The 18,042-nt window shown below is 39.0% G+C and carries 19 protein-coding genes; 8 read left to right on the top strand and 11 right to left on the bottom strand.

What is annotated here, in order from left to right; genetic code table 11:
• The first annotated feature begins 47 nt into the window (after window positions 1-47).
• The 3 genes from QLH32_RS01285 to QLH32_RS01275 all read left to right on the top strand — a co-directional run bounded on the left by QLH32_RS01285 (window position 48) and on the right by QLH32_RS01275 (window position 2,398).
• Window positions 48-605, top strand: a complete 558-nt coding sequence (locus QLH32_RS01285) for a PadR family transcriptional regulator (protein WP_279959128.1) — start codon at window positions 48-50, stop codon at window positions 603-605.
• Window positions 606-607: 2 nt separating this feature from the next.
• Window positions 608-1,519 carry an alpha/beta fold hydrolase gene (locus tag QLH32_RS01280; protein WP_283267701.1) on the top strand — a complete coding sequence of 304 codons (912 nt, stop codon included), beginning with the start codon at window positions 608-610 and terminating at the stop codon, window positions 1,517-1,519.
• Between the two features lie 90 nt (window positions 1,520-1,609).
• Window positions 1,610-2,398, top strand: a complete 789-nt coding sequence (locus QLH32_RS01275; protein ID WP_283267699.1) for an HAD-IIA family hydrolase — start codon at window positions 1,610-1,612, stop codon at window positions 2,396-2,398.
• A gap of 11 nt (window positions 2,399-2,409) precedes the next feature.
• Here QLH32_RS01275 and QLH32_RS01270 read toward each other — a convergent pair whose 3' ends face one another.
• The 6 genes from QLH32_RS01270 to QLH32_RS01245 form a co-directional block, all read right to left on the bottom strand.
• Complete coding sequence (locus QLH32_RS01270; RefSeq protein ID WP_283267697.1) at window positions 2,410-2,796, bottom strand: type II toxin-antitoxin system VapC family toxin; 387 nt, start codon at window positions 2,794-2,796, stop codon at window positions 2,410-2,412.
• 3 nt (window positions 2,797-2,799) lie between these two features.
• Window positions 2,800-3,018: a type II toxin-antitoxin system VapB family antitoxin gene (gene vapB, locus QLH32_RS01265; protein WP_283267696.1), complete on the bottom strand. Its 219-nt coding sequence runs from the start codon at window positions 3,016-3,018 to the stop codon at window positions 2,800-2,802.
• Window positions 3,019-3,153: 135 nt separating this feature from the next.
• Window positions 3,154-4,254, bottom strand: a complete 1,101-nt coding sequence (locus tag QLH32_RS01260; protein ID WP_283267695.1) for an alpha/beta hydrolase — start codon at window positions 4,252-4,254, stop codon at window positions 3,154-3,156.
• Window positions 4,255-4,270: 16 nt separating this feature from the next.
• Window positions 4,271-5,407: a cupin domain-containing carboxymuconolactone decarboxylase family protein gene (locus tag QLH32_RS01255; RefSeq protein ID WP_283267693.1), complete on the bottom strand. Its 1,137-nt coding sequence runs from the start codon at window positions 5,405-5,407 to the stop codon at window positions 4,271-4,273.
• Between the two features lie 83 nt (window positions 5,408-5,490).
• Window positions 5,491-6,132 (bottom strand): alpha/beta hydrolase, encoded by a 642-nt coding sequence (locus QLH32_RS01250; protein WP_283267691.1) that lies wholly within the window; start codon window positions 6,130-6,132, stop codon window positions 5,491-5,493.
• Window positions 6,099-6,530 carry an alpha/beta hydrolase gene (locus tag QLH32_RS01245; protein WP_283267688.1) on the bottom strand — a complete coding sequence of 144 codons (432 nt, stop codon included), beginning with the start codon at window positions 6,528-6,530 and terminating at the stop codon, window positions 6,099-6,101. Before QLH32_RS01245 ends, QLH32_RS01250 begins: the two co-directional genes overlap by 34 nt.
• Window positions 6,531-6,686: 156 nt before the next feature.
• Between QLH32_RS01245 and QLH32_RS01240 the strand changes: the two genes are divergently transcribed.
• Window positions 6,687-7,577: a LysR family transcriptional regulator gene (locus QLH32_RS01240; protein ID WP_283267686.1), complete on the top strand. Its 891-nt coding sequence runs from the start codon at window positions 6,687-6,689 to the stop codon at window positions 7,575-7,577.
• Window positions 7,578-7,958: 381 nt separating this feature from the next.
• Here the strand turns inward: QLH32_RS01240 and QLH32_RS01235 are convergent, their stop codons facing one another.
• Window positions 7,959-8,996 (bottom strand): 3-deoxy-7-phosphoheptulonate synthase, encoded by a 1,038-nt coding sequence (locus QLH32_RS01235; RefSeq protein ID WP_283267685.1) that lies wholly within the window; start codon window positions 8,994-8,996, stop codon window positions 7,959-7,961.
• 606 nt (window positions 8,997-9,602) lie between these two features.
• Between QLH32_RS01235 and QLH32_RS01230 the strand changes: the two genes are divergently transcribed.
• From QLH32_RS01230 to QLH32_RS01215, 4 genes are all read left to right on the top strand, one after another.
• The gene (locus QLH32_RS01230) at window positions 9,603-11,177 is read left to right on the top strand and encodes an ATP-binding cassette domain-containing protein (RefSeq protein WP_283267684.1); all 1,575 of its coding nucleotides are present in this window, start codon (window positions 9,603-9,605) and stop codon (window positions 11,175-11,177) included.
• 242 nt (window positions 11,178-11,419) lie between these two features.
• Complete coding sequence (locus QLH32_RS01225; protein WP_283267683.1) at window positions 11,420-12,298, top strand: IS982 family transposase; 879 nt, start codon at window positions 11,420-11,422, stop codon at window positions 12,296-12,298.
• 19 nt (window positions 12,299-12,317) lie between these two features.
• Window positions 12,318-12,797 carry a helix-turn-helix domain-containing protein gene (locus QLH32_RS01220; RefSeq protein WP_283266218.1) on the top strand — a complete coding sequence of 160 codons (480 nt, stop codon included), beginning with the start codon at window positions 12,318-12,320 and terminating at the stop codon, window positions 12,795-12,797.
• Complete coding sequence (locus QLH32_RS01215) at window positions 12,716-13,360, top strand: IS630 family transposase (protein WP_349307087.1); 645 nt, start codon at window positions 12,716-12,718, stop codon at window positions 13,358-13,360. Before QLH32_RS01220 ends, QLH32_RS01215 begins: the two co-directional genes overlap by 82 nt.
• Window positions 13,361-13,565: 205 nt before the next feature.
• Here QLH32_RS01215 and QLH32_RS01210 read toward each other — a convergent pair whose 3' ends face one another.
• The 4 genes from QLH32_RS01210 to QLH32_RS01190 all read right to left on the bottom strand — a co-directional run bounded on the left by QLH32_RS01210 (window position 13,566) and on the right by QLH32_RS01190 (window position 18,003).
• Window positions 13,566-13,928 carry a YnfA family protein gene (locus tag QLH32_RS01210; RefSeq protein WP_283267681.1) on the bottom strand — a complete coding sequence of 121 codons (363 nt, stop codon included), beginning with the start codon at window positions 13,926-13,928 and terminating at the stop codon, window positions 13,566-13,568.
• A 91-nt stretch (window positions 13,929-14,019) separates the two neighbouring features.
• Window positions 14,020-16,305, bottom strand: coding sequence for an ATP-dependent Clp protease ATP-binding subunit ClpA (gene clpA / locus QLH32_RS01205; RefSeq protein WP_283267679.1), 2,286 nt, complete (start codon window positions 16,303-16,305; stop codon window positions 14,020-14,022).
• Window positions 16,306-16,817: 512 nt separating this feature from the next.
• Window positions 16,818-17,231 (bottom strand): ATP-dependent Clp protease adapter ClpS, encoded by a 414-nt coding sequence (gene clpS, locus QLH32_RS01195; protein ID WP_267979315.1) that lies wholly within the window; start codon window positions 17,229-17,231, stop codon window positions 16,818-16,820.
• Window positions 17,232-17,253: 22 nt separating this feature from the next.
• Complete coding sequence (locus QLH32_RS01190) at window positions 17,254-18,003, bottom strand: DUF6776 family protein (protein ID WP_432442294.1); 750 nt, start codon at window positions 18,001-18,003, stop codon at window positions 17,254-17,256.
• Window positions 18,004-18,042: the final 39 nt, after the last annotated feature.

The raw sequence follows: 18,042 nt of genomic DNA, 5'->3' as shown, positions 1-18,042 counted from the left end.
CAACATATTGCATAATCTTCTCAGTCATTTTTTATTTCTGGATGGTTATGTCACTTGCCCATGTTTTATTAACCAGCTTACTGGAAAAGCCAAGTACGGGCTTTGAACTGGCTCGGCGCTTTGACCGTTCAATGGGTTTCTTCTGGAATGCAACACATCAGCAAATCTATCGTGAACTCAATGGGATGCTTAAAAAAGGCTGGATTTCCACATTAGAAGAACAGGCTGCAAATAGCCGAAAAAAAACCTATCAGGTGGAGCAACTTGGCAGAATACAGCTTGCCACATGGATTGAACAACAAAGTGAACCTGCCCAGTTGCGTGATGACCTGATGGTCAGATTAAGGGCCGAAGCACAACTTGGCGGTAACAATATCTTGCCTGAACTGGAACGCCACTTGGTCTTACACAAGGAAAAATTAGGTCTTTATCAAGCCATTCATGATAAGGATTTTAAAAATAATGAACCAACCAACCGTGTTTTGTTTATCCATAAAATGATTCTTGAACTTGGTATCATTAAGGAAAATGAATGGATAAAATGGTTGGAACAAATGATTCCACAACTTAAAAAGTTTGAAGAAGCCAACGGAACTGGAGAATAATCATGCCGTTTTATACCATGCCTGATCAGGAAAAATTGTTTGTCAGACGTGTTGGTGAGGGCAAACCTGTACTTGTCCTTTCAGGATTGGGCATGCAAAGCTGGCAATGGCTTCCCTTTTTATTTGCAAGCCGTAAAAAATATGAATTTATCATTCCTGACTGGCGTGGTTTTGGCGGTTCAAAAGATTGTGCCATTCCTGAAACCGATGCGATTTCAAGTCACTGGAATGATGTCGATACACTGATTAAGCAACTCAAATTAGACCAATTTATCCTGATTGGCTATTCAATGGGCGCAACCACAGCTATGCATGGCTTTAAACATGGCGGTCTGGCACAAAAACTAAAAGCCTATCTGCATATTGACCAAACACCAAAAATTCCTGTGGATGATTCCTGGCAATATGGTTTATTTGGGCAAAAGCATTCCCAATTTAAATCGCTGCTACTGGATATTCAAAATGTCCTTTCAGAAAACAGACAGGCGATTAAACTTGAAGATTTAGCTGCATCCGCCCGTGATCAATTGGTCAAGGCTTGGGGAAATTTTCTTGAGCTACAAAGTAGTAATTCTTATAGCCCAAAAATATTTAAAGCGGCACTCAACCGCCCTTTTCTACAAAAATATTTAATGCCCATCCAACGTTTAGATTACCTGCTTTGGTATGTGGAAAATTATCTAAATCATGATGAAGACTATAGAGAAGCGATTAGCCAAGTAAATTGCCCGACGACTTTCTTTATTGGGCGTAGCTCAACACTTTATCCTGAAACTGGACAAACCATCATTGCTCAAAGTCTGGCGAATGCCAAAGCCGTTTATTTTGAACGTTCTGGACATACGCCATTGATTACGGAGCCTAGAAAATTTAGTCAGGAAATTGGCAAGTTTTTAGAAAATCAAAGATTGTAAATTGTCCTATTGATTTTAGATAGCCTAATTACTTAGGCTATTTTTAATTCTATAAGCCACACTTCTCTATCAAAACCCAAGAATATTTTTATGAATAACAATCACAAAATAAAAGGCATCATTTTTGATATTGATGGCACATTAATCTTAAATGGTCAGCCACTTTCTGGAGCAATTGAAACTATTACTCTGCTCCGTAAAGCAGGTATATTGTTGCGCTTTATCACCAATACCACAGTCAAAACTACTGAGCAATTGGGTTTATCCTTAAGAACATTGGGTTTTGATATTCAAGATAATGAAATCATGACTTCAGTCACCGCATGTCTCCAGTTTATTGATAAAAACTACCCTGATCAGGCAGGATTTTTAGCCATTCCAGCAACACTTGCCCCTCAATTTACCAAGATAAAGCAAACAAAAGACAATCCAGCCTTTGTTGTGTTAGGTGATTTAGATGAAGCTTTTGACTATGCCATTTTAAATCAGGTTTTTAACTATATGAGAGCTGGTACTCAACTGATTACATTTCATCGTAATCTCTATTTTTTTCGTGAAAATAATACTTGGCTAGACAGTGGCGCATTTACTTTGGCACTGGAAAAAGCCACTAGTCAAAAAGCATTGGTTACGGGTAAACCTGCTCCAGAAATGTTTGATATTGCAGTTGCCTCAATGGGACTAAACAAAAATGAAGTAATCGTAGTGGGTGATGATGTATTAACGGATATACAAGGCGCAGAAAATGCAGGCTTAACTGGATATTTGGTTGGCACTGGAAAATTCAAGCCAGAACAGTTAAATGAATATCATATCAGCCCTGAGCATCATCTTCACAACATCGAGGATATTTGGAATATTCTAGGAATAGATGGATGAAAAAACCAATTTTACCAAATCACATCCACATCATAGTCCTTAAACACATGATCCTTGCTTAACAAAATCATCTTTTCAGTTTTTGCCTGTGCAATCAGTAAACGATCAAAGGGGTCTTTATGTGCTTGTGCTAATGTTACCACTGCAAAAATATGATGAGGTAAAACATTCAGTGGCATGATTCTATTTTGTAAATATTGTTCCTGAAATAATTGTTGTAAGGGTAACCTTAATTCTAATTTATTGAGTTGGGATTTAATTTGCATTTCCCATAGGCTTACAACACTAAGAAATAAACTATTTTTTGGATTCTGACACAATTCCAAAATAGTTGTAGACAATTGCTCAGGCTGACTATCCCACCAAAGAAAAGTATGTGTATCCAAAAGTAGTTTCATAAATTATTGACCTAACCAAAAATCCTCATCTAATGGTTCATCAAAATCCTCCGCAATTTTCACCATCCCCACATGAAGCCCTGCCTTACGTGGCAATTGTACAGTTTCAGATAATTGCTGTTGATGTTTTTCTAATAAAAATTCAGCAAAATCAATGAGTTCATTTTGAGCGTATTCAGGTAATTGTGAAAAATATTTTTCAAATACAACAGAAGTATTCATTAACATCTCCCTCAATATATTAATTTATAGCTGAGTATAAATGATTCAATCAAAATCAGCCAACTTGCTTCACAAATTGAATGATTAAAGTCAAGATCTTATCCCATGTGCTTAGTCATATTGAGCAACAATTATTTAGTCCAATTTATTTTTATGCAACCATTGCGAAAGTAGTTCTGCAATCTGCTGATTGTTTAAATCAGAAAAAGGAAAATGGATATTACCGTAAATTCCAATATCAGGCAAATGCACCAACTGGGCTTGACCACCATGCTGATTAATTTTATCCACCCAAAGTTGTGTCATTTTCAGACGTACACGCCAGTTGTCCTGTCCCGCATTTTGCTGTCCTGCATAAGCATTTTTTTCAGTAGGAATATTATCGCCATAATAAACAATAATAGGGATTTTGGTCAGCTTCTGAAAATCTGCCATTTTGACTGGTGTTGCTGACAATGTCCCTGTTGCACTTGGCATAGGCTCAGGCAGTTCATTTTCAGGAAAGACAAAACCACTGCCAGGTTCATAAGCAACGATACCTTTGACCTGATTGGATTTTATTGCGGTCCACCAGCCTGGCCCTCCGCCCTGAGAATGGGTAATCAGTACCGCATCGCCTGATTTTTTCAGGATCTCAACCATTGCATCACTAATCACCTGCTCATCATAGACCCCTGTATTCGGTGTCATTTGACGGAAATACTGGTTTAAAGCAGTTGAATCTTGTGAGAACTGTACGCCCTTAAAAAAGTTGGGATATTGCCCCAGACGGAACATATTGAACCATGCCTGATCATTGGTGGTGGCTGGTACTTCTATGGCTAGAGTCGATTGTCCCGCCTGTCCCCGACGTGGTTGATCGACCACATACACAGGGAAATGCTGGCGCAGGAAAAGTGTCTGGAATCCCTCACAACCATCAGGTGTGGTTCCCCATGTTTTCGCAGATTGTCCCGCACCATACAGGGATACCAATGGATAAGGACGGGCATGTTCAGGAATTTGATAAAATACCGAAGCATGGTCACCATGTAGGGTTTGACCTTGCGGCTTAAATAATTGTTTATCGTCAAACTGTCCCGCACTTTGAATGACTTTACCACCTGCGGCAAAGTTGCCTTGCTGTACTATACTGATAGCCGATGATTGATGTGGATTGACTGAACAGGCTGACATTGACCCAGTAATACCAATTGTCAGTAGTAGTTTGCCAAATAGCGAGTTTATATTGATCATTTTTATTAAGTTCCCATTATTGTAGTTGCTTTAAAACACTTTGCGCATTGTCAGCCAGATCATGTCCAACAGCCTGTTGTAAAACGGTCATAATTTTTTGCATCTGGGCAGCATCCACACCAAGATTTTGGGTAATTCTTAAATGCGAACGCAGTTGCGCATTGACATCCCCTAATGCTGAAAGCGTACTCACCACAATAATTTCACGCTCTAAAGGTGCTAAGTTATCTCGGCTAAAGAGATAACCAAACAAATGTGCCTTTAAGGCATAGTCCATCGTGGGTGAGAAATTTTCAAACAGGGGTTTGCTATTGTCTTGGATAGAGGTTTTATTGAGATAAGCAAGTCGTTCTATACCCATTTGATAGTAGTCAGTATCACTTGGTAACGTGCTTGGTAGTGCGCCCTGTATATCCTTAATACCTTGTTTTTGGCGTTCTTCGAGCAGACTTTTAAACGTCAACATGCCATTTAAGGCACGAGGAAAACCTGCATAGGCATATTGATGAGCAAACACTTCCTTGATTTCATTCACCGTTAAACCATTTTCTAATCCCTTGATTAAAGCAGGTTTTAGTTTTTCCAAATCACCTGTTGCAGTAAATGCAGCAATTGGGATGAGGCTTAATTGTTTGCTGCTAAGCTGTACTATTTCAGTCTTTGCAGGTGTTTTTAAAGGTTTTACTTGTGTAGGTAAATCGACTTTTTCCAGCCATGTCACGCTCTTGCCATCGGTTGCCACAGGGGTAATGGCGATATGCGACATCGCACTATACTCACTTGCACCATGCCAGTGTTTGACATTCGGTGGACACCAGATGGTATCGCCCTTATGAATGGTCTGGATGGGCTTGCCCCATTCCTGAGTACGTCCCTCACCCTCTGTCACAATCAAGTATTGACCGTGTGGATGGGTATGCCAGTTGGTAATCGTCCCTGCGTCAAAATTGACAATGGCAGGTGCAACATCTCCCTGTGAGGGCATGACAGGATAACGGGCAAAGTTTGCCTTGCCAGAGAAATTACTGGATGGGGCAGATTGGGTGTCTAGCTGTTCTGCCCGAGTAATCTGCTGTTGCATCTTATCTTCTGCCAAAACTGCGCCAGAAATAGCACTCATCATTAGAACTGCATTAATTTGATTTCTCGTCATATTCTTATCATCCCTCTTTAAAATAAGACAATGATTCAAGAAAAGTCATTCAATCATTGCCCATCATTCAGACTAGCAATTCGTTATTTGAGATATTTGCCATAAAATGCAGTCAGTTGCTCCATCGCCTGTTTGACATATTCAGGTTTCCAATAGGTTTCAATATGGGTTGCATTTGGAATCTTAAATAAGGTTTTGTCTTTTGTACCTGTGGCTTTGGCAAAGGCATCTTCGGTCATGTAAAGACTGTCAGCTTTTTCACCTGCAATCATCAATAATGGTTGTTGAATCAATTCAATTTGATTGGTTGCATCCCAACGCATCAGGTCAAGCAAGCTGCTCATGGTATATTTAAAGGTTGAATTTGGATGGGCATGGGTACGCCAATAGTATTCATACCCCTGTCGGTACATCTCAAATGGCAATGCAGCAATTTGCTCATCGGTCATATCAGCATCACCTGCATAAAGAATTTTATCGCCTGCCGCTTCCTGCGCACGGGCATCAGAGGCTTGTTTTAAACGCTGCTGAATGGTATCCAGTTGTGAATCTTCAAAACCATTACGACGTACCCGTCCAGAATTAAACATACTTAGCGTGGCTACCACTTTAAAACGTTTATCGGTTTCTGCCGCAGCCAGTGAATAACCACCACCGCCACAAATTCCAAGTAAGCCTAAACGGTTGTTGTCTACCCCTGCATATTGGGTAATAAAATCCGCCATTCCATGCACATCTTCAATGCAGGTTTATCAACACTGCGTGGCTGTCCACCACTGCCACCCTGATAGGCAGCATCGGCAGTAATGGTGATATATCCCTGTTCAGCCAGATGCTGAGCATATAAGCCTGCCACCTGTTCCTTGACACCGCCATTCGGATGCGCCACCACCGCAGGATATTTTTTATTCGGGTCATAATTGGCAGGTGTATAGACATTGGCCACAATATCCAGCCCATTCAGTTTATAGCTAACAGGGTGAATATTGACCTGACCTTTGACATTTTCAGTCATCGCACCGCCATAGACCAAACCAAAAGGATTGTCTTTTTTATCTGCGGCAAAGCCCGCACCTGAAGTGGTAATGGCTGCTGACATTAAAACGGTTTGTAAAATTTTCATCTTCAAAATCCTATATCAGTGTTCAATCTTATAATTAAAAAATCACTATACCCCGACCATACACCCTATATTAGTCAGGCAATTTCGATTACATTTATATAGATTTTTGATTAATTAAATTTGATTAACAAAAATAATCGCATTTTGAGGTGAATGATGTCTGAGAACTTAAATGACTTAAAAGCATTTATTGTGGTTGCCCAAACTGGCAGTTTTACCAAAGCCGCAGGACAGTTAGGCGTTTCACAATCTGCCCTGAGCTATACCCTCAAAATGCTAGAACAACGTCTTGGGGTTAAATTACTTAGTCGAACCACTCGAAGCGTTTCTACCACTCAAGAGGGCGAACAGCTTCTGAATGATATTGCACCACTGATTACGGGCATTGAACAGAAACTTTACAACCTCAACGAATTTAGAGATTCACCTCGTGGGCGATTAAGAATTAATGGCACTGAAATCAGCCTTAACTTTTTATTGTGGGATAAATTATCCAAATTTTCTCATGATCATCCCAATATCCAGCTTGAATTGACTATGGATTATGCTTTTGCAGATATTGTTAAAGACCGCTATGACATTGGTATTCGATTGGGAGAAAATGTCCATAAAGACATGATTTCAGTTAAAGTCAGCAATGAATTAGAAATGATGACTGTTGCCTCACCTCATTATTTACAAGCTTATGGCACACCCCAAACGCCTGATAATCTCTATCAACATCGCTGTATTGGACTGCGTTTACCGAGTCATGAACGGATTCAATCATGGGAATTTAAGCAAATCAATAATACAGACATTCAAACGATTCACCCTGAGTTTTCAATGGTGGTGAGTCATGCAAGACTCCAGTTAAAAGCAGGCATAGATGGATTAGGCATTGTATGGTTGCCCAAAGTCATGGTTAAAGCTGAAATACAAAAAGGTCATCTGATCAGGATATTACAAAATTGGGATATGAAATATTCTGGTTACTATATGTATTATCCAAGTCGTCGGGAATCTTCACCCTTGTTTCGGTTGTTGGTTAATACTCTAAAAATTTAGCTCGTATATCAAAAAAGTGTATCTCGAAACACAAAATTCTTTTGCTTTTTTGCCTACTTTTTTCTTCTCTTGACTTTTACTTCATGCTTATTTTATAGTTTAGGAACTTGGAGGCGGTCAGGTGATTGCCGTCACCCGACCTAGTTCACTTAGATCAGTATAGCTTTTGGCTTAACAGAACTAAGAGAATGAAAACGATGGTTAATGTGAAAAGTCGCATCGTATATCTCCAAGCGTTATATCAACAACGGAAGCTGTTGACTTGCTTTACCAAGCTGAAATACTTGGCAAATAAATTGTATGTTTATATAGAGCAAAGTCAAACGATTTAAATAAAAAACCCATGTAAATCATGGGTTTTTTATTATGCCTTAGAGATAATTAAATTCTCATCTGCTCAGCAACATTCAGCAATAACTGTTCAGTTTTATCCCAACCTAAACAACCATCTGTCACCGATTGACCATAAGTCATTTCACAGGAAATCTTTTGATTGCCATCCATCAAATGACTTTCAAGCATAACCCCACGAACTTTAGATTCAGCACGCTCTGCAATAATCTGCTTTAAAACATGAGGTTGCTGTAATGGGTCTTTAGCACTATTGCCATGACTACAATCAATCACTAACGCAGGTAAATGCTTATGCTTGAAATGCATCGCCTGAATTGAGGCTAAATCATAGTTTGTACCCTGATTTGAACCACGCAAAATTAAGTGTGGCAAAGGATTACCTGTACTATGCAAAACGGCAGGCAAACCCTGTTGCGTCATTCCCAAGAATTGATGAGGATTCAATGCCGATTGAATTGCATCCAGCGCAATTTGAATTGAACCATCCGTACCATTTTTAAAGCCAATGCTATACGGCATATGGCTGGAAATTTCACGATGAATCTGTGATTCGCTGGTACGTGCGCCAATCGCACCCCAAGCCAATAAATCATCGAAATAGCCCGTTGCCATTGGACTTAAAATTTCACTGGCAATTGGCAAACCTTTTTCAATCAGTTGTAAATAAAGCGCACGGGATTTTTCTAAACCTAACTGCAAATCTGAAGAATCATCCAGATTTGGATCATATAAAAAACCTTTCCACCCCACCGTTGTACGAGGTTTTTCGATGTAGGCACGCATCACAAGGAATATTTGATCTTTAACTTGTTCTTGTAATTTTTGTAAGCGATCAGCATATTCCAGCACTGCGACAGGATCATGAATCGAGCAAGGTCCTGTAATCACCATTAAACGGTGATCTTGACCTGATAAGATATTTTGAATGGTTTGACGATGTTTTGAAATTTGCTGCGCTAAAGTTACAGACAAGGGATACTGCGCTTTGAGTTGTGATGGTAAGCTAAGTAAGGATTCTCTGATTTCTGTTTGTGGTTTTGTCAAAGCAGTATTTAAAGCATTCATTTTTATTTCCTTTGGACTATTGTTCAGTCCCATCATTTATTTAAGCAAGTGCGAACGAAGCGATGGTGATTTCTTTGCAAAGTAGAACCAAGAAGTCTTGCTAAAATATGAAACGTTGAATGTATACATGGCATTACTCCAAAAATAATCAATGTTAAAGCATAAAAAAACCTGATCGGGGTTGCCGATCAGGTATTAACTGGTTGGGCAACCTTTTTGCTGCCCGAAACACATCAGGCAACCATTAATAGTGCCAGAAATAAAAATATGCGTTGGTGTTTACAGTATGCTTTAACATGTTTCTTTAAAATATCTAAAAACTATTCCTAAGTTCTAAATTACGCACTATTTCAGCGTTTGACAAGTATTTTTTATGTTTTTTTAATGAAAACTTCAAAAGCTTAAAATTTGACCTTTATGTTTTTCTTGCATAGAATTATGAAAAAATATACCAATCTAAGATCACGCCAATGAAGTAAGTTCTATTTTCGTCATCAAATTCCATTTTTCTTTTTGATGTGCAAAATAGACTTGTCTATCATTTAGCAATTTATATTCTAAAACTTAATTTATCTCTATTTTGCATATCCTGTTTATGAGGTTTCTATGACTCAACAGGCATGTATCATTTCAAACTTATCTCTTGAATTACCACAGCACAAGCTGTTTGACAGCCTATCCTTTCAACTTCCTTTGCGGCAGTTTTCAGGATTGATTGGGCGAAATGGTCAAGGTAAATCCGTATTAATGTCCATTTTGCATCATCAACAAAATAGTCAACTACCCTATTCAGGTCAAATTTTATGGCAATGCCCACATCAACATTTAGCCCAACTCCAGCATGTTGAGACAGATACTATTGCTCAGGCCCTAGAAATTGAAGATTTATATTTATGTTTTGAGCGTATTCAACAAAGCATCGCATCATTTAAAGATTATGATCAAGTCGATAATTTTTGGCATTTACCAACCGAATGGCAACAGCTACTGGAAAGTGCCAAGTTACCTAGTGATTTAAGTACACCAATTCAATATTTAAGTGAGGGACAAAAAACTAAGCTTGCCCTGTGTCGTTTGTTTTTACTTAAAGATCATTATTTTCTGCTAGATGAACCGAGCAATCATTTAGATGCCCAAGGACGAAAATGGCTAATTCAACAGATGGCTCAACATCCAACGGGCGGACTAATCATTAGCCATGATCGAGAATTGTTGGCGCATGTACAGGGTATTTTTGCATTAAATCAGTTTGGTTTGCATTATTACGGTGGAAATTATGCACTCTACTATCAACAACATCAATCACAGGTTGAAGCTTTATCACAAGCCGTTCAACAAGAAAAACGTGAGTTAAAACAGCTTAAAGAGCAGCAACATCTTAGCCAGATGAAAGCGCAAAAACGCAAGAAAACAGGTGAAAAATTAAAGGCTTCAGGTTCACAAGCCCCGATCTTACTGGATGCCCAAAAAGAGCAATCCGAACAATCACTTTCTCATCTACGCAAACAGCAAATCAAACAACTTGCTGATACCAAAAATGAGTTACAGCAAAAGCAAGTGCAACTTGAGCATTTCAAACCACAATCTTTTGAATTTACCCAACTCACAGGTAAATCGGGAGAAATTTTACGTTGCCACCAGATCAAACTTGCTTTTGCAAATACAGTATCCATTAATCTTGCAATCTCTGCTGGAGAAAAACTGCATTTAAAAGGTGAAAATGGTGTTGGTAAATCAACTTTGCTTAAAACCATTCAAGGTTTCATCAAACCACTTTCTGGAGAAATTCATTGCAAAGTAAATACTGCCTACCTTGATCAAAACCTGTCATTACTGGAAGAAAATCTTTCTGCTGTTGATTATTTATTGAGTATTGATCCAGAACTCTCTGAGCAACAATGCCGAACCTTATTAGGCAATTTGCAAATCCGTCGGGACAAGACACTTATGTCTTTATCCGCCTTAAGTGGTGGCGAACGCCTAAAGGCGGCATTGCTTGCAGTAAAGTTGCAATCGTTAGAACTATTACTTTTGGATGAACCTGAAAATCATCTTGATATTGAGTCTCGTGAACTTTTGGCACATGCCATTCATTCTTTTAATGGTGCTGTGATTCTTGTTTCGCACGATGATCAATTTGTTGAAGAATGTGGAATCAAAGAGTTTTATCTTTTAGCGTAGTTTTTAATTGAAGCATGAAAATTAGAGTCTGTTGACATTTCATCCATATATTGCGTTATTGGCTGAATGAGGGGTGATTAAATCTTCGTAAGATAAACAAGGCATAAGCAGACAATGGCGACTAATACTAATCCCCAAAAATAAGTTAAACTAACCTGAATTACGGATAAGAAATTGACTTGAAAAAAAAGTAGTTAGAACAATTTAGAAAGTTACGACACAACCTAAAAGCTCTAACTACCATGTACGATTTTACAGAAATTTTTTGTAGTGTTGATGATTTTTTCAAAAAGTTTGAACCTATCTATTGGCAATTCCCCAAACAGGAGAAGAAACGTCAACGTATCCGACAAGCCACACTCTCCTTGTCTGAAATTGTGACGATCTCCATTTGCTATAAAGCTTCTCAAATGCATAACTTTAAAGCTTTTTTCCAACTTCTATGTCAATATGAAAGCAGGTTGTTTAAAGAGTTACCTTGTTATAAAAATATACTTACTCTTATCAATCAACATCAGCTTGCGATTCATGCTTTGCATTATGCGTTAAATCAGCATAAGGAAGATTCATATCTATGGATTGATTCGACACCTTTGCCTGTATGTAAAAATAAAAGAATTCCTAAAGAACATCATGCTTTAGATGATATTGCTTCTCGTGGTAAAAGTTCTATGGGGTGGTTTTATGGTTGTAAATTACACCTGTTGATGAATCATCAAGGGGAGATTGTAAATTCAGATATCTCGAATGGACATATTGCTGATATTAGAAAGGTAGAAAAACTAGTTGATGGATTATCAGCAAGAGTCTATGGTGATCGGGGATATATCAGCCAAGCACTAAAAGAAACTCTTAAAGAGCAAGGCATTGATTTAATTACCTATCCTAGAAAGAATATGAAAGTTATGCTATTACCATTTTCTGATGAATTTCACTTACGTCAACGAAAAAGAATTGAAACGTTAATAGGTTTACTGAAAGAAAAATACCATTTGGTCACAGGAAAACATCGTTCAATTGCGGGTTTCTTATCAGGTGTATTTTCCTCTTTATGTGCTTATCAGCTTTGTCAGAAGAATAAGCCTCAAATTCATGTGGTTAATTCTTTGGCTTATCCGTAACTGGGGTTAAACTAATAAGATGAAAAATCAACAGATTCAGCATGACCTAAGTGCATACAATTTTGGGGAATTATCCACACGAGAAAAAGACCCTCGGGCAAGAACACGTCTATTGATTTTACATCAATATTCAATCGGTAAAAGCACGCCTGAAATATCAGAATCCATGTATATTTCAGAACATACTGTCATGAAAACAAGGCGAAAATATTGGAAATATGGATTATCCAGTATCTACGACCAACCACGCTCAGGACGCAAACCCAAGTTAGCCAAGCAAGATATAGATACCTTTAAAACATTGATTGTAAAAGAACAGGAAGACAAAGAAAGAGGAAGTTTGGTCTGTGATGATATTGTGGAATTGGCAAAAGAACACTTCAAAGTAGATTATAGTCGTAATGGTATGTACCATGTATTAAAACGTATAGGAATGAGCTGGATTTCTGCACGCAGCCAACACCCACAAGCAGATATAGCAAAACAAGAAGATTTTTAAAAAACTTCAGTGCATTAGTTGAGTCAATATTACCTGAACATGTTGCACTTCAAGATGTTGAAATTTGGTTTCAGGATGAAACACGTATAGGACAACAGGGTTCATTAAGTCGAATATGGCATTATTGTGGGCAACGCCCACGGTTGATCAGACAACAACAATTTCTGTGTCGTTATATATTTGGAGCAATTTGCCCTGAGCATGGTACAAGTGCAGGGCTGATTTTACCTCAAGTAAATAAAGTGACAATGCAACTACATATGGCTGAAATAAGTAAATATGTTTCTCAAGGAAAACATGCTGTTGTAGTTATGGATGGCGCATTGTGGCATCAGGAGAGTTTAAATTTACCAAATGTAAGCATATTGAAGCTCCCTCCATATTCACCTGAGCTTAACCCTATGGAGCAAGTTTGGTTGATGATGAAGAAGCGGTATTTATCTAATCGCTGCTATTCAAATATCGAAGCAATATTAGATGGGTGTTGCCAAGCGTGGCAAGGCATTTGTGAGGCTGTCGATACTATAAAATCCCTAACCCAACGGCAGTGGGCTAAAATTTAATTTAATTCTGAAAATTGGTATAACTTATCGAGTTTCATAGGGAAGTTTAGTCATATAGTCAAACAAGTATGAAACTCATACGTTTTTATATACACAGGCGAACATAGTTCGCCCCTACCTTTCTCGTATATTATTGATTTGTAGGGTCGAACTGTGTTCGACCATTATAATAATATGTCGTAATTTTATGTCGGTTTCACTGTAACTAACGAACCAAACCTTGCGGCTGCAAAACAATCAATGCCGCACCACATAAAACGACCATGCCACCAAATAAATCCCAGCGAGTTAATGCCACTTGATCTACATAACGCAACCACATCAACGCCGTGAAAATATAAATCCCGCCATACGCTGCATAAATACGCCCTGATGCCGCTGGATGCAATGTCAGCAGCCATACAAAGACTGCTAGGCTGAATGCTGTCGGAATCCACAACCAATGGGATTTTCCCTGATTTAAAATCAGGTAAGGAAAATAACATCCCAAGATTTCAGCAATTGCCGTGATAAAGAATAAGCCAAAGACTTTAAAAATTTGCCCAATTGAAAAAGACAATTCAAACATAGATTAGAAAACCTGAAATTTTATCAGTATTATAAATAAAAATAACCCAAACACTTCAAGCATTTGGGTTATTCAGTACATCATTTAAAACTTAAGCAGGTTCAGCACTTGGATTGATATGATCTTCAAATACTTCCAGTTTTAAACCTACCTCTTTGCCATCTTCGGTTTTCACTGAAACAGCAACGTTACCGCCATGCTCTGCCAACTCACCAAATAAAATCATCTCAGCAAGCGGCTTTTTCAAATGCTCCTGAATCAGGCGTTGCATTGGACGAGCACCCATGAGGCGGTCATAACCATTGGTTGATAACCAGTCACGTGCGCTTTGATCAACCTCAAGCACCACCTGTTTGTCATCCAGTTGCGCCTGTAATTCTGTTAAGAACTTATCTACCACTGAATCAATGACTGTGGTTGGAAGCGCCTTAAATTGAATCACGCCATCCAGACGGTTACGGAATTCAGGTGAGAATGCACGTTTCATGGCATCCTGATTATCCGTACTATGGTCTTGCTCAGTGAAACCGATACTTGAACGTACAATACTTTCTGCACCAATATTGGTGGTCAAAACAATAATCACATTTCTAAAATCAGACTTACGACCATTGTTGTCAGTTAAGGCACCATGATCCATCACTTGCAAGAGCAAATTAAATACATCTGGATGTGCTTTTTCAATTTCATCCAGCAATAATACACAGTGCGGATTTTTATGGATGGCATCAGTCAATAAACCACCTTGATCATATCCAACATAACCTGGAGGCGCACCGATCAGACGAGAAACCGCATGACGTTCCATATATTCAGACATATCAAAACGAACCAGTTCCACACCGAGCAATTTTGCAAGCTGCTTGGTGACTTCTGTTTTACCCACGCCTGTTGGACCAGCAAACACAAAACTTCCCACTGGTTTATCTGGTGCCTTTAAGCCTGCACGAGACAATTTAATCGCTGATGCAAGCGCTGTAATCGCCTCATCCTGACCAAATACGACACGTTTTAGGTCACGCTCTAAATTCTCAAGTACAGTCTTGTCATCTTTCGACACAGTTTTCGGTGGAATACGGGCAATCTTGGAAACGATATCTTCAATGTTTTCTACAGAAATCATTGATCCATCAACCTCAGCTTTTAAACGACGTTGTGCGCCTGCTTCATCAATCACATCAATTGCTTTGTCTGGCAAGAAACGGTCATGAATAAATTTAGAAGAGAGCTCAACCGCAGCCACTAAAGCTTTATCGTCATATTCAACATGGTGGAAATCTTCAAATTTAGATTTTAATCCACGCAAAATATCAATGGTTTCATTCACACTTGGTTCATTGACATCAATCTTTTGGAAACGACGGGATAAGGCATGGTCTTTCTCAAAAACCTGACGATATTCCTGAAATGTAGTTGATCCAATGCAACGTAAAGTTCCATTTGCCAATGCAGGTTTAATCAGGTTTGATGCATCCATAGTACTGCCCATACTAGAACCAGCACCAATGATCATATGAATCTCGTCAATGAATAGAATCGCATTTGGATTCTTTTTTAATGCATTGAGCAACTGTTTTAAACGCTTTTCAAAGTCACCACGATATTTTGTACCTGCAACCAAAGCGCCAATATCCAGACTATAGACTTCAGCATTAGCAAGTGGTTTTGGTGCCTTACCATTGACAATTAACCAAGCCAAACCTTCTGCAATTGAGGTTTTACCCACACCAGGATCACCCACCAACAGTGGGTTATTTTTACGACGGCGACATAAGATTTGTGCTGCACGCTCAATTTCTTTTTCACGTCCAATCAGAGGATCAGTTTTACCCTTTTGCGCTTCGATATTTAAATTAAGCGTATATTGCTCTAATGGGCCTGCATTGGCAGAAGCTGCATTTTCACCCTCAATATCCTCAACTTCTTCTTCAACCTGAATCTCATCTTTACGCGTACCATGAGAAAGATACTGAGTTAAGGTCAAACGATTGATTTGATGGCGTTTAAGCAAATAAACTGCAAAAGAGTCTCGCTCTGAGTACATCGCAACCAAAACATCTGCGCCCTCTACAGTACGGTCTCCACCACTGGATTGAACATGGAAAATAGCCCGTTGCAGAATTCGATCAAAACTCTCTGTCGGATGAGGCGCCTGTTCACTGTTGTCACCAAGTTTCGGGGTATGTTGCTCTACATATTCCTCTAACTCCTTACGCAAGGTAACGATATCAGCACCACATGCCTTTAACGCATTTACGGCCGAGTCATTATCAAGTAAGGCAAGCAACAAATGTTCAACTGTCAGAAACTCATGTCTCTTTTGACGAGCCATGCTAACAGCCAAACGTAACGATACTTCCAATTGACGACTGAGCATGTAACCCCCTTATATCTTGGGCTCCATCAAAAAAAGACCTCTCTTTTAATGAAAAAGCGAATTATTAACTGATCCGCCAGAGCTTCTGTAATTGCCATTTCATCTATGCCTACAAAGCTCTTGACTTCATAATCTACTGTTAGCATTAGTTGAGTATCTTGGTCAAGATTCAAAACATCGTATTGTTGTAAAAATTCAATTACAAAGAGAATAAGACTTATCTAATCGTTCAAAAAGACAGCAGATTTATTATTTATTTAAAGAATCACTGATTAATGTTAACTTTTGATAAACTTACTCTAAGAGGAATATATTCCGCAAGTACTTCACTTTCCTTAACTCGCCACTCGAGCACAGACCCCGCCTTAGCTCACTTTCCCAACGCTGCCACTCGATCATATGAGCCATAACATGGCGCAAGGTCTTGCGCAGCTAAAAAGCGTTGCTTTTTTAACGCCTTCACTCACAGCATAGCTGTTCGTCTTGTGCTCGGAACAAAGCTTCGCTTTGTTTTATCCTCGCTCAGGTTCAATCTGGCACAACAAAGGATGTCCTTGGGAACGTGCATAATTATTCACCTGATTGGCTTTGGTCTCGGCAATATCCCTTGGGTAAACACCAGCAGTACCCTTACCTTCGTAATGAACAGTTAACATCACCTGATTTGCCTGTTCGAAGCTCATTGCAAAATAGCTTTGCAACACCTCAATCACGAAGTCCATTGGTGTGTAATCATCATTCATTAAAACAACGGCATAGAGAGGTGGTCGCTTCAATTCTGGTGGGGCTGTTTGCACAACCACCTCACCCTCATGATCCTCTTGCGAATCACTTAAACGCGGATTTAAGTGCCAGTCAACATAACCCGATTGATGAAAGGAATTTTTCACTTCACTTAAATTCATTTGACGTTTGTATCTTCGCATATTAAGTTCTTAATCTAAAAATTTACTGGGCATTTGCCTCAGCTTGAGGGATTTCCGACACGAAAGCAGAACTTACATCAACAGGTTTACCACGTTGCCAGCTAAAACGTTTAATTACAGGTGTACCTGAACCTGATAAACGCACTTCGATAAATTGAGGTGTAAAGCCCTTTGGCATAGTCCATCGACCAGTCAAGCGCTCAAAGTCATCAAAATTAAAGTTTTTATCCTCTAACGGTATATCCAGTATTTCAGTGTCCTTAATCAAACGTAATTCAACTGTACCCATTGCACGGCGTTTATTTGGGCTAACCTGAACCAAATCCAGCTGATATTCAAAAGCATTTTCAGGAAGTGATTTAATCGCAAAATCCTGAACCGTTAAGCTTACACCACCACGCTGCCTAAGAATGTCACGATAAATGGTATTCATGCTTGCAAATTGCGCTTTATCTGCATTGGCCTGATTAATTCCCTTGAATAACTCATCTGCATTGCCAACAGCCATATCTCGTTCTTGCACAGCTGCATTCAGACTTTTGCTTACAGAATCTAGAGCGACTTTTTGCTTCTGTACAACATCAACAAGTTGTTCCGCGTCCGCATCATAACCAACAACGGTTAATCCCTGACGATGACCGACAGTGTAACCAAGCATAAAACTGCTGCCAATAAGTAAAGTTGCAGCAATGACTAAAGGTAAATTCGTTTTGAGGAATTTATTTTTGTTAACGGAACTCTCTGGTAAAGTGGTCGGTTCAGCGTTTTCCATCATCATCTCTATCGTTATGGACTACATCAAAGCACACAT

It is taken from the genome of Acinetobacter corruptisaponis (assembly GCF_030053775.1).
Lineage (GTDB): Bacteria > Pseudomonadota > Gammaproteobacteria > Pseudomonadales > Moraxellaceae > Acinetobacter > Acinetobacter corruptisaponis.
This window is presented reverse-complemented; position numbering and strand designations above follow the sequence as displayed.